Annotated in this window: 10 protein-coding genes; 6 read left to right on the top strand and 4 right to left on the bottom strand. The window is 73.7% G+C overall.

The features are described 5' to 3' along the window. Positions 1-186 precede the first annotated feature (186 nt). The 3 genes from ku to BOQ63_RS01820 all read right to left on the bottom strand — a co-directional run bounded on the left by ku (position 187) and on the right by BOQ63_RS01820 (position 2,764). Positions 187-1,245 (bottom strand): non-homologous end joining protein Ku, encoded by a 1,059-nt coding sequence (gene ku, locus BOQ63_RS01830; RefSeq protein ID WP_454129579.1) that lies wholly within the window; start codon positions 1,243-1,245, stop codon positions 187-189. 247 nt (positions 1,246-1,492) lie between these two features. Then, positions 1,493-2,497, bottom strand: a complete 1,005-nt coding sequence (locus BOQ63_RS01825; RefSeq protein ID WP_454129577.1) for a hypothetical protein — start codon at positions 2,495-2,497, stop codon at positions 1,493-1,495. A 150-nt stretch (positions 2,498-2,647) separates the two neighbouring features. Then, positions 2,648-2,764, bottom strand: coding sequence for an ATP-dependent DNA ligase (locus BOQ63_RS01820; protein WP_318277768.1), 117 nt, complete (start codon positions 2,762-2,764; stop codon positions 2,648-2,650). Between the two features lie 133 nt (positions 2,765-2,897). Between BOQ63_RS01820 and BOQ63_RS01815 the strand changes: the two genes are divergently transcribed. Then, positions 2,898-3,365 (top strand): hypothetical protein, encoded by a 468-nt coding sequence (locus tag BOQ63_RS01815; protein WP_454129575.1) that lies wholly within the window; start codon positions 2,898-2,900, stop codon positions 3,363-3,365. Here BOQ63_RS01815 and BOQ63_RS01810 read toward each other — a convergent pair whose 3' ends face one another. Continuing rightward, complete coding sequence (locus BOQ63_RS01810; protein ID WP_072653194.1) at positions 3,366-4,277, bottom strand: DNA-3-methyladenine glycosylase family protein; 912 nt, start codon at positions 4,275-4,277, stop codon at positions 3,366-3,368. 175 nt (positions 4,278-4,452) lie between these two features. Between BOQ63_RS01810 and imuA' the strand changes: the two genes are divergently transcribed. The 5 genes from imuA' (at position 4,453) to ligD (ending at position 11,920) form a co-directional block, all read left to right on the top strand. Next, the gene (imuA', locus tag BOQ63_RS01805) at positions 4,453-5,139 is read left to right on the top strand and encodes a DnaE2-dependent mutagenesis accessory factor ImuA' (RefSeq protein WP_454129573.1); all 687 of its coding nucleotides are present in this window, start codon (positions 4,453-4,455) and stop codon (positions 5,137-5,139) included. Between the two features lies 1 nt (position 5,140). After that, the gene (locus BOQ63_RS01800) at positions 5,141-6,676 is read left to right on the top strand and encodes a DNA polymerase Y family protein (protein WP_465398272.1); all 1,536 of its coding nucleotides are present in this window, start codon (positions 5,141-5,143) and stop codon (positions 6,674-6,676) included. 73 nt (positions 6,677-6,749) lie between these two features. After that, positions 6,750-10,043 carry an error-prone DNA polymerase gene (locus tag BOQ63_RS01795; RefSeq protein ID WP_072653193.1) on the top strand — a complete coding sequence of 1,098 codons (3,294 nt, stop codon included), beginning with the start codon at positions 6,750-6,752 and terminating at the stop codon, positions 10,041-10,043. A gap of 110 nt (positions 10,044-10,153) precedes the next feature. Next, the gene (gene lexA, locus BOQ63_RS01790) at positions 10,154-10,846 is read left to right on the top strand and encodes a transcriptional repressor LexA (RefSeq protein WP_072653192.1); all 693 of its coding nucleotides are present in this window, start codon (positions 10,154-10,156) and stop codon (positions 10,844-10,846) included. A gap of 129 nt (positions 10,847-10,975) precedes the next feature. Then, positions 10,976-11,920 (top strand): non-homologous end-joining DNA ligase, encoded by a 945-nt coding sequence (ligD, locus tag BOQ63_RS01785; protein ID WP_072653191.1) that lies wholly within the window; start codon positions 10,976-10,978, stop codon positions 11,918-11,920. Positions 11,921-12,211 lie beyond the last annotated feature (291 nt).

The following is a 12,211-nucleotide window of genomic DNA, read 5'->3' as shown; positions in this document are numbered from 1 at the left end:
GCGAGATCTACGTGTTCGAGTACATCCATGGCCTCTCCCCATCTCGGGCCGCTCATCTGACTGCACTGGTCGAAGAGTGCTTCCCGCTCCTGAGCGGTGACGTGTCACGACCGGCACGGTGATCGTGCACTGCGATTCCGCCCGCCACCGCGCACCTGTGGCTGCTCGCGCTTTTGATCCGGCCGGTCAGGATGCCTTGCGTCGTGGCCGGCCGGCGTGTTCGAGGGCCTGCTGGAGTTCGTCGCGGGTCATGGCAGAGCGGTGGGGGATGTCGAGGTCGGCGGCGCGCTTGTAGAGCTCGGCTTTGGTGAGCTGGGACAGCTGCTGCTTGCCGGTGGCGCTGACGCGCTTGGTGGTCTTCGCCGCGGGGCCGGCCTTGGCGGCGGTGGTCTTCTTGCCGCCGGTGGGCTTGGGGGAGCGGCTCGCGCGGGCGGCTGGGGTCTGGTCGGCGCGCGTCTTCTTGGGCTCCTCGGCCGGTCCGCCCTTGCGGCGGGCGGTTTCGAGGCTGCGGCGCAGGGCGTCCATGAGGTCGATGACGTTGGTGGCCTCGGGGGCGGGTCCGGTGGAGACGGCGATCTCGCGGCCGGCGAGCTTGTCCTGGACGAGCTTTTTGACCTGTTCCTCGTAGGTGTCGTGCCACTCGTCGGGTTTCCACTCGATGGCGAGCATGCCGATGAGTTGCTCGGCGGTCTTGACCTCCTGCGGGGAGAGTTTGACCTTCTCCGGCAGGTCACCGACCTCGGAGTGGGGGTTGCGGACCTCGTCGGCGAAGTGCATGGTGTGCAGCTCGAGGAGCCCGCCTTCGGATCTCACGGCGGTCAGGTACTCCTTGCCGCGCATCGCGAACATCGCGAGCCCGGCCTTGCCCGCATGTTCTAGGGCTTCGACCAGGAGGGCGTAGACCTTCTGGTACTCCTTGCCGCGGGGGCCGAGGTAGTAGGTGCGGTCGAAGAAGATGGGGTCGACGTCGGCGAGGTCGACGAAGCCGGCGATGTCGATGGTGCGCGAGCGGCCGGGGGAGATCTGCTCCAGTTCGTCGGGCTCGACGATGACGTACTCGCCCTCGGTGACCTCGTAGCCCTTGACGATGTCCGCGTAGTCGACTTCCTTGCCGGTGCGTTCGTTGACGCGCTTGTTGCGGACCCGGTCGGAGGTACCACGCTGAAGTTGATGGAAGTGGACGTCGTGGGACTGCGTGGCGGTGTACAGGGCGACCGGCACGCTGACCAGGCCGAAGGTGAGCACTCCAGTTCACATGGGTCGAGCCATGATGGGCTCCCTTCGACCTGGCGCGCCCGCCAGCCGGTGCGAGGGCGGGTCACGGCCAGCGTCGCCGCCAGACCGGCGTGTCCGCACGCGGTGTTGGGCCGACGGGCGTCGCCGCCCTGCTGGGCCCCGCTCGGCAGCGGTACGACGACGCCCTACCGGACGCCTGGGCAGTCGCCGCCCACCCAACCCCCCCCGCAAGCCGCGTCCAGCCGGGCTTCTGCGGTCAGTCGTTCTCCAGTCGCCGCAGCCGCTCGGCTGCCTCCCGAGCGGCCTCCCGGGCACGGGCCACCCGGCCGCGGGCAAAGTCGCTCGCGGTCTCGGTGTCCCGCACCAGGGCATCGGCCCGCGCGAGGGCGTCCCGCGCACGGTCGTCGCGCTCCCGTGCCTGAACGAGCGCGGCCTCGGCACGATCGGCCTCGTCCTGCGCCCGCTGCCGGGACGCTCTGGCGCTACGCAGCTCCCGTTTGGCCTCGGCGGCCCGATCGGCGGCTTCCCGCTCGGCCTGTTCGGCTTCGGCCACGGCGATCCGGGCCTTCTCACGCTTTCGTTCCCACTCGCGTTCGGCCCGGGCCTGTGCGGCCGCGTCCTGCCTGTCGCCGGGCGGCGCGTCGGTGGCACTGGCACGGTGCGAGCGTCGTTCCGCGGCCGGCCGCCTTCTGGCTGGCGGTGTGCCGGTGTCCGGGCTGGCGCCGACGTCGGTCGAAAGGTCCGGCTGTCCGGCCTCCGTCCTGCTGGGAGCGGCGCCCGGCCACAGCGGCGGTTCAAGGGCGGCGGTCAGCCGGCCTTCGGCCAGGGCCCGGGCGGCGTCCGGGTCGGCGAGCGCGGCGGACAGTGTCCGGTCGAGGTCGGCGACCGCGTCCGAGGCGAGCGGGTGACCGGCCGCCGCCGCGTCCCGCCTTGCCTGCTCGGTCAGCGCCCGGATCAGCAGGCGGCGCTGGTCGGCGAGGCCACGCAGTTGCTCGCCGGCGAGGTGCTCCTGAGCTTCCCGCAGGGCTTGACCGAGGTCCATGAGCTGCCCGACCAGGTCGTGGTGCCGGTGGGCGAGGAGGTTCGCGGCCCACGCGGCGAGCGTGGGGCGGTGCAGGGCACGGATCGCCTTGGCGAGCTGCGGGTCTGACTTCTTGACCTCGTCGGCGCGTTCGTTTCGGGCGGCGGTGAAGGCGGTCGGAGCAAGGACGTAGAGCGCGTCGGCGATCGCGTCGAAGTCGGTCGGCGGCTTGCTGGCCACCTTCGAACTGTATGGCCGGTGCGGCCTCGAGTCCGGCGGACGTCCTCCGTTCAAGGGAAGGTCTCGGAGCCGGCGGCGCGCCCGCACCTGGCGGGGTCGATCCCGATCGGCGAACTCGCGCCTGTTCTCGCTGGATGGCGCATCCCGGTCCTACGCGCCGAAGAGCGGGACGTCCCGGCCGCCCATGTCCGTGCGGATGCGGTGCGGGCGGACGGGGTGGCGCCACCGGCCGGCGCTGTCACGGGCGACGTCGGCAGCGACCTCCATCACGACCTCGGGTGCCGCCAGGACGACGTCGAGTCTGTCACGGCTTCCCCAGCCGGCCGAGAATGAATCCGCAGGGCGAAGCACGGCGGATGCCGCCGTCTCAGCGCGACGACCGGCGCAGTACGGTCCCAGGATGAGCAGCAGCGATCTCCAGCTCCAGGACCTCCTGTCGGCTGCCCTCGAGGACACCGTGGCAACAGCCCACGCCGAGGCGGCCCGATGGCTGACCGCCCAGCTTGAGCAACGCGGCACCGAGGCCATGTGGGAAGGCACGTGCCGACTGCTCTCCGCCCTGGCCGTCCGGCCCGCTTACGGGCTGCCGCCGCACGAAGCAGCCGACCGGCTGCGGCTGACCGCTCGTACCGCTCAGCCCGACGTCGCGCTGGTCCTGTCGCTGAGGCTCGCCTTGTGGGAGCGCGGCGAGGAAAGCGCCGCCGAGGTGTGGCACGCTGCCCCCGTCGAGCTGCGCCGGCAGGCGATCATGCATCTGGTCATCGCCTACTGCGCGACCGTCGGCTACGACGGGCGCCGGCTGAGCCCGGCCGAGACGGTGTCGCTCGTGCGGCAGGCCTTCCCGCCTGCTGGCCGTTCGGCGGGGTGATCATCTTTTGCGGTGGTCGTTGGGGGAGAGGCGGGGGCCGAATCGTGGGGCGCTGGCGCCGGCGAGGAAGGCGAGTTTGCAGACGCGGTGGCGCTGGCCCGCGTAGGGGGCGAGGAGTTCGAGCATCTGCTCGTCGGTGCTGCGGGCGCGGCCGGTGAAGAAGTGGCCGATGTGGTTGGCGAGGTGGTAGTCGCCGACGGAGACGGCGTCGGGGTCGCCGTTGGAGCGCTGGAGGGTCTCGGCGGCGGTCCAGATGCCGATGCCGGGCACGGTCATGAGGCGCTCGAAGGCCTGCGCGCCGGCCATGGTCGAGGCTTCTTCGAGCCGCGGTGCGAGGCGGACGGCGCGCAGGATCGTGGCCGCGCGCTTGGGGTCGACGCCGGCCTTGTGCCATTCCCAGCTGGGGATCGCGGCCCACTGGCGGGCCGAAGGCATTACCCGCAGGTCGGGGCGGGGCCCGGGCGCTGGGGTGCCGTGGCGGCGGACGAGGTAGCGCATGCCGCGCCGCGCCTCGAGAACGGTGACCTTCTGCTCCATGATCGCGGGGATCAGGGAGTCCAGGACGAGGCCGGTGGCGCACAGGCGAAGGCCCGGGTTGCGGCGCTGGGCCTCGCGCAGCGGCCCGGGTGGCAGGACGAGCTGCTCGGGGGTGTCGGTCGCGCCGAGCAGGGTCGGCAGGCGCTCGAGAAGCCAGTCGGCCGCCTCGCCCCACGCGGTCGCATGGATTTCGCCGGTCGCGGGGCGGGCGGTGATGCGAAGGGTGCCGGTGCCGGCCGGGGTGCGGAAGGTGCGCCACAGCTCGCCGGGTGACCATGCCGAGACGGGGTCGCGGGCACCGCGGTGGAGCGGGCCGATGACGTGGGCGAGGTCGAGCGGGAACGGCAGCCGCCAGGTGCGCCCGAGGGGCCCCATGTTCCGGCCTCCTTCGGATGAGCGTCCCGCGCCGCGGGGCTGCGGCATGCGGGGACACTACCGCACCGGCAAGTCCGTGACCTGCAGTAATGACAGTCATTCGAACGGGTGACCGATTTAGTGAGAGTGGCGATTCCGCTTGCCTGGCTTCGCACGAATGTTCGATGCTGGGGGTGTGGAAGCAACCCTCGCAGCGCTGGCCCCCCGGCTCCAGCTGTCCCGTCCCGGACCGCTGGTCCCGGTGCTGCCCGCCCTGGAGGGCCTGCTCCCGGAGCGGGGGCTGCGCCCGGGTGCGGTCGTGTCGGTGACCGGCGGCGCGACCGCGCTGGCGCTCGCGCTCGCGGCCGCCGCGACCGCCTCCGGCATGTACTGCGCGGCGCTCGGTTTCGACGGGCTCGGCGCGCTCGCGGCGGCGGAACTCGGCGTCGACGTCGGCCGCCTGGTGGTGGTCGACGCCCCGCGCGAACGGCGGGCCGAGGTCGCCCTGGCGCTGGCCGACGGGTTCGGCCTCCTGCTGCTGCAAGGAGCCCCGGTGGCGGGCCCGGTGGCCGAGCGTCTGGTCACGGTGGCCCGCCGCAGCGGGTGCGCGGTGGTGGTGGCGGGGGAGTGGCCCGGGGCTCGGGTGCGGCTGCGGGTGGTCTCGCGCGTCTGGGAGGGGCTGGGGCAGGGGCGTGGCCGGCTGCGGGCGCGGCGACTGGCGGTGGTGGCCGGCGGGCGGGGCGCGGCGGCGCGGGAGCGGCGGGCGGAGCTGTGGCTGCCGGACGCGCAGGGCGCGGTGCGCCTGGTCGAACGGCCCGCCGCACCGGCGGCGGCACCGCAGCGGCGCGCCCACGCCGGCCGGGGCCCGCTGGTGGTGGTGTGACATGAGCGAGAGCGTTCGGCGTGTGCTGGCCGGCTGGGTTCCGGACTGGCCGGTGGTGGCGGTGCTCGGCCGGGAGCCGGAGCCGCAGTGCCTGGCGGCGGTGACCGAGCGCGGCCGGATCCTCGCCGCGAGCGGCGCGGCCCGGGCGGCCGGTGTCCGCGGCGGGCAGAAGCTGCGCTCGGCGCAGGCCCTGGTTGCGGACCTGGAGGTCTTCGACCGGGATCCCGATCTTGAGGTGCAGGCGTTCGAGCCGGTCGCGGATGCGGTGGGCGCCCTGGCCGCGCATCTGGAGGTGGTGCGGCCTGGCCTGCTGGCCCTGGCCGCAGGCGGCGCGGCACGCTTCCACGGTGGTGAGGAGGCGTTGGCCGAGCGGGTGATGGACGCGGTCGAGGCGATGGGGCATCCGTGCCGGGTCGGGATCGCTGATGGGTTGTTCGCCGCGCGGCTGGCCGCTCGCGTGCAGCAGATCGTCCCCGTGGGGGCGAGTGCCCGGTTCCTGGCGCCGTATCCGGTGGCGGAGCTGGGGGAGCCGCGGCTCGCCGATTTGCTGGGCCGGCTCGGGCTGGCGACCATCGGCCAGTTCGCCGCGCTGCCGACCGCGAGCGTCGCGGACCGCTTCGGCCAGGCCGGCGTGCTCGCGCATCGCCTGGCCCGCGGGCTGGAGGCCCGTCCGGTCGTGGCCCGGCCCCCGGGGGCGGACCTGACAGCTGAGCAGCGATTCGACGAGCCCGTCCTGCTCGCGGAGCCGCTGGTGTTCACCGCGCGCGCCCTCGCGGAGCGCCTGCACGAGCACCTGGCGGCGGCCGGGCTGGCGTGCGAGCGCGTCGACGTCGAGGTCGAGTGCGCCGACGGCACCACCGCCTCCCGCACCTGGCGCCACGAGGGCGTGCTGTCCGTGGGGGCGGTGGCCGAGCGGGTGCGCTGGCAGTTGCAGGCCTGGCAGCAGCGCGCCCTTTTCGACGAGGCGTCCGGCGGGGTGGTGGCACTGCGCCTGGTCCCGGACGGCCTGGTGAAGGATCCGGGCCGCCAGCTGTCCCTGGAGGACGGCGACCAGGAAGCGCGGGCCCGGGCGGAGCGCGCGGTGGCGCGGGTGCAGGCGATCCTCGGCCACAGCGCCCCGGTGACTGTCGACCTGGCCGGTGGGCGGGCCCCGGGCGACCGGGTGGTGCACACGCCGTGGGGGGACGCCCATCAGGAGCGCCGCGCGGACGGGCCCTGGCCCGGACGGCTGCCCGCGCCGTCGCCCACCCATGTCCCGGCGCAGCCCGCGGCGGTGCGGCTGCTGGACGCGGGCGGGCGCGACGTCGAGGTGAGCGCCCGCGCCGAGGTCCGCTCGGCTCCCGCGCGTCTGGTCCTGCCCGGCGGTGTGAGCCGGGTGGTGGCCTGGGCTGGTCCGTGGCCGGAGCAGGAGCGCTGGTGGGACCCGGAGCAGGCGCGGCGCACCGCGCGGATGCAGGTCGTCGTCGACGACGGGAGGGCTTTACTGCTGGCCGTCATGGGCGGGCGTTGGACCATCGAGGGCGACTACGACACCTGACAGCCCCTCACCGCCCAGGGCCTACCGCCCGCGGCCTGTTCACCACCGAAGCACCACCACCTGGACGAGCACGATGGGATTCACCAACCACCCCCACACCCCGTGGAGCGAGCTGCACCGCCGCCTGGCCGGCGCGCCTGCCCCGGGCGGGCGGACCGTCGTGCCCTTTCCCGTCCCCGCCCAGGCCCCGCCCAGCGAGCCCGCCCCACCGATGCGGCCTGCCTCGCCGCCGTTCGGGCCGGGCTGGGCCGAGCTGCACGTCCACACCACCTACTCCTTCTTGGACGGCGCCAGCGACCCGGCGGCCCTCGTCGACGAGGCCGCCCGCCTGGGCATCGAGACGCTTGCCGTCACCGACCACGACGGCCTCTATGCGGCCGCCGTGTTCGCCGCCGAGGCCCGCCGCACCGGCCTGCGCACCGTGTTCGGCGCCGAGCTGACCTTGGACGCCGAGCTCGCGCCGACCGGCGTGGCGGACCAGGACGGCGAGCACCTGCTGGTCCTGGCCCGCGGCGCCGAAGGCTATCGTCGCCTCGCCAAGATCATCGGCGACGCCCACCTCGCCGGCGGCCAAAAGCGCCGCCCCCGCTACGACCGCGACCGCCTCGCGAACGCCCACGACGGCCACTGGGCCGTCCTCACCGGCTGCCGCAAAGGCGCCGTACGCCGCGCCCTCGACACCGAGGGCCCGCAAGCCGCCGAGCGCGAACTGCGCGCGCTCGCCGACCAGTACGGCCACGACAACGTCTACGTCGAACTCACCGACCACCGGATGCCCGAGGACGACGACCGCAACGACGCCCTCGCCGCCCTCGCCACCCGCCTCGGCCTCCCCCTGGTGGCCACCACCGCCGCCCACCACGCCTCCCCAGCCCAGCTGCGCCTGGCCCAGACCCTCGCCGCACTGCGCCAGAACGCCTCCCTGGCCGAGGCCGAGCCGTACCTTGCCGTCACTGGCGCAGCCCACCTGCGCTCCCCGGCCGAGATGGCCGCCCGCCTCGCCCCCTGGCCCGGCGTCCAGCAGGCCACCGTCGACCTCGCCCGCGCCTGCGCCTTCGACTTCCGCACCCTCTCCCCGCAACTGCCCGGCTTCCCCGTCCCCGACGGCCACACCGAAGCGAGCTGGCTGCGCGAGCTCACCCTGCGCGCCGCCGCCACCCGCTTCAACCCCCGCAACGAAAAGGCCCACCGGCAGGTCGCCTACGAGCTGCAGGTGATCGAGCAGCTCGGCATGGCCGGCTACTTCCTCATCGTCCACGACATCGTCGACTTCGCCCGCCGCGCCGACATCTGGTGCCAGGGCCGCGGCTCGGCCGCCAACTCCGCCGTCTGCTACGCCCTCGGCATCACCTCCGTCGACCCCATCCACTACGGCCTGCTCTTCGAACGCTTCCTCAGCCCCGAGCGCGACGGGCCGCCCGACATCGACCTCGACATCGAGCACCGCCGCCGCGAAGAGGTCATCCAGTACGTCTACGACACCTACGGCCGCGACCACGCCGCCCAGGCCGCCAACGTCATCACCTACCAACCGCGCCTCGCCGTGCGCGACGCCGCCCGCGCCCTCGGCTACGCCACCGGCGACCTCGACCGCTTCGCCCGCGAGACCGGCTGGCACGAGATGCCGCCACCCGACGCACCGGTGCCCGCCGACGTGCGCGACCTCGCCGCCCAACTGCGCGGCCTGCCCCGCCACCTCGGCATCCACTCCGGCGGCATGGTGCTGACGCGCGAACCCATCGCCGAGACGTGCCCCACCGAGTGGGCCACCATGCCCGGCCGCTCGGTCCTCCAATGGGACAAGGACTCCGTCGCCGAGGCCGGCCTCGTCAAGATCGACCTGCTCGGCCTCGGCATGCTCTCCGCCCTGCACGACACCTGCGACCTGATCGCCGAGCACCACGGCATCCGCTACGACCTCGCCACCATCCCCCCGGACGACCCGGCCGTCTACGACATGCTCTGCCGCGCCGACACCGTCGGCGTCTTCCAGGTCGAATCCCGCGCCCAGGCCTCCGCCCTACCGCGTATGCGCCCGCGCCGCTTCTACGACCTCGTCGTCCAGGTCGCCCTCATCCGCCCCGGCCCCATCCAAGGCGGATCCGTGCACCCGTACATCCGCCGCCGCAACGGCCACGAAGAAGCCACCATCCCCCACCCCCTGATGGAACGCGCCCTCGCCAAGACCCTCGGCGTCCCCCTGTTCCAGGAACAGATGATGCAACTCGCCATCGACTGCGCCGGATTCACCCCCACCGAAGCCGACAAACTCCGCCAGGCAATGGGCTCCAAGCGCTCCCACCAGCGGGTCGCCGAGCTGCGCGAGCGCCTGCTCGCCGGCATGGCCGAACGCGGCATCCCCACGGACGTCGCCGAGGACGTCTACGCCAAGATCGACGCGTTCTCCAGCTACGGCTTCCCCGAATCTCACGCGGCCAGCTTCGCCCTGCTGGTGTACGCCTCCGCCTGGCTCAAGCACCACTACCCGGAGGCATTCACCTGCGCCCTGCTGGCCAACCAGCCGATGGGCTTCTACTCACCGCTCACCCTGATCGCCGACGCCAAACGCCACGGCGTCACCGTCCTGCCCGCCGACGTCAACCACAGCAGCCCCCAGCCCACCCTCCAACCCGCCCCCGAACACAGCGCGGAAGCGACGGCCCCCGGACGGCCGGCGATCCGCCTGGGGCTCGCCGCCGTACGCGGCCTCGGCCCCGACCAGGCCGAGACGATCGCCTCCGGCCAGCCGTACACCGACCTGGAGGACTTCGCACGCCGCACCGCCCTGCCCGCCCCCGTCCTCGAGGCCCTCGCCACCGCCGGCGCGTTCGCCAGCCTCGGCGTGACCCGCCGCCAAGCCCTGTGGTCCGCCGGGCTGCTCGCCCGCACGAGCGACGCCATGCTGCCCGGCACCGCCCCCGCGCTCACCGCACCGGCCGGCCTGCCGGAGATGACCGCCGTCGAGGAGACCATCGCCGACCTGTGGGCCACCGGCGCCTCCGCCACCACCCACCCCGTCCAGCACGCCCGCCCGCACCTGCAGCGCTGCGGAGCCATGACCGCCTCCGACATCAAGCACGCCGCGACCCCCGGAACGATGGTCGCCGTCGGCGGCCTGGTCACCCACCGCCAGCGCCCACCGACGGCCGGCGGCGTCCTGTTCATCTCCCTCGAAGACGAGACCGGCCTCGTCAACATCATCTGCCAGCCCCACGTCTGGGAACGCCAACGCCGCGTCGCCCTCGGCAACGCCGGCCTGCTCGTCCACGGAACCGCCGAACGCCGCGACGGCGCGATCAACCTGGTCGCCACGCGCCTCACCCCGCTCACCCTCGGCCCCGGCACCAGAAGCCGCGACTTCCAATGACCCCCGACCCGCCGACCCGGTCCGCGTCCGTACCGGTCAGCGGCACAACCCCGCTGACCAGCCCGCCGCGCACGGGATACCGTGACCACCCGAACCACCGGAGGGGCACCATGGCCGACACCAGCACACCGCGCAACGCCGGCGGCCGCCCCAAGGGCCCCACCGCCGTCGACGCCGACCGTCTCACCGACCGCCAGCGCCGCGTGATCGAGGTCATCCGCGATTCGGTCCAACGCCGCGGCTACCCGCCGTCCATGCGCGAGATCGGCCAGGCCGTCGGCCTGTCCAGCACCTCCTCGGTCGCCCACCAGGTCAAAACCCTCGCCCGCAAGGGCATCCTCTACCAGGACCCCCAGCGCCCCCGCGCCTACCGCGTCACCGCCGACCAGCCCCAAGCACCCACCACAGCGGCCTACGCCATCGCCTCCGGAGCCGTCCCCGTCCCCCTGGTGGGCCGGATCGCCGCCGGCGGCCCGATCCTGGCCGAGCAGACCATCGAAGACGTCTTCCCACTGCCCCGCCAGCTCGTCGGCGAAGGCGAGCTGTTCGCGCTCACCGTGCGCGGCGACTCCATGGTCGAGGCGGCCATCACCGACGGGGACACCGTCGTCGTCCGACGCCAGCCGGTCGCCGAGAACGGCGACATCGTGGCCGCGATGATCGACGGCGAGGCCACCGTCAAGCGGCTCAAGCGCGAGCACAGCCGGACCTGGCTGATGCCGCACAACCCGGCGTACGAGCCGATCAACGGCGACAACGCCACCATCCTGGGCAAGGTCGTCGCCGTCCTACGCCGCCTCTGACCCACCGCAGCCCATGCCCCAGGACGTCCGATCCCTGGATGAGTCCGTCGTGGCGTGCCCGGGCTGCGGTGTCGGCCGACCGGCCCCATCCGGCTCCACGACGGGTTCGGCTGGCTGCACTCTGGAAGCATGAGTCCCCGGGGATCGGCGCAGGTGACGCTGCCGCATGTCGAGCCGATGCTCGCGACGGCCGGCCCACTGCCAGCCGGGCCGGGCTGGATGGGGGAGGTGAAGTGGGACGGGGTGCGGTGCGTGGCGTACGTACCCGAGGCCGCGCCGGTCCGGCTGCTCGGCCGCCACGGAACGGACTTTACCGACCGGTTTCCTGAGGTGGCCGAGGCCCTGACGGTGCGGGGCCCGCTGGTCCTGGACGGCGAGCTCGTGGTCATGCGGGGAGGCCGCCCCTCGTTCGCGGCCCTGCAGGGCCGTGTCCACCGCACGCGTCTCGCCGCGGTACGGGCCGCGGCAGCCGCTGCGCCCGCCGTTTTCGTGGCGTTCGACCTCCCGCACAGCGGGGAGCGATCACTGCTCATGGAGCCGTACGCGCGGCGGCGAGAGCTGCTGGAGGGCTTGGAGCTGGAGCGGCCGGGCCTGCGGGTGCCGCCGGTGTGGGACTCGGTCGCCGAGGCGTTCGGCTGGACACGGGAGCACGGGCTGGAAGGTGTCGTCGCCAAACGATCCGACTCCCCGTACCGGCCAGGCACACGCTCCCAGGACTGGGTCAAGATCAAGCACCTGCGTACCGCCGACGTCGTGATCGGCGGCTGGCTGCCCGCCCCCGGCGAAGCATCGGTCCGCGCGGTCCTGGTCGGCGTTCCGGTCGAAGCCGAAGGTCGACTGACCTTCGTCGGCTCGGTCGGCACCGGACTCACCGGGGCGGAACGCCGCGCCCTGGCTGCTGTGCTGCGGCGCATCGACTCCCCGGTGTCCCCGTTCACCGCCGCCGGGCTGGGACTGCCACGCGGCACCCTGGTCCACTTCGTCCGCCCTGAGCTGCGCGCCGAGGTCGAGTTCCTCGAACTCACCGACGCCGGCCGGCTCCGTCAGCCGGTGTGGCGAGGTCTGCGCGGCTGACCGCCGCCCGACCATGGCACCGACCATCCGATCAGCAGACGCTGAACGGGACAGCCGGGAGCGGCGGTCGCGACAGGCCGGGAGTTCGTGGGAGCGGAACGGGCCCACGTCGCCCGGCAACGCCCCGGGCTGGCGTGGGGCCGTCGTCCGGAGCGCCCTGCCACCGCCTCCGTCAATGGAGCAGGGCCGTGCAGGGCGAGAGCCGGACGACGGGCCGGGCGGGGTGGGACTGACGGCACTGAGGCAGTGGGCGGTGCGCCCACCTCCCTAACGGCGCTGGCCCGCGCGGGC

The sequence above is a fragment of the Streptomyces viridifaciens genome, assembly GCF_001888885.2.
GTDB lineage: Bacteria > Actinomycetota > Actinomycetes > Streptomycetales > Streptomycetaceae > Kitasatospora > Kitasatospora aureofaciens.
This window is presented reverse-complemented; position numbering and strand designations above follow the sequence as displayed.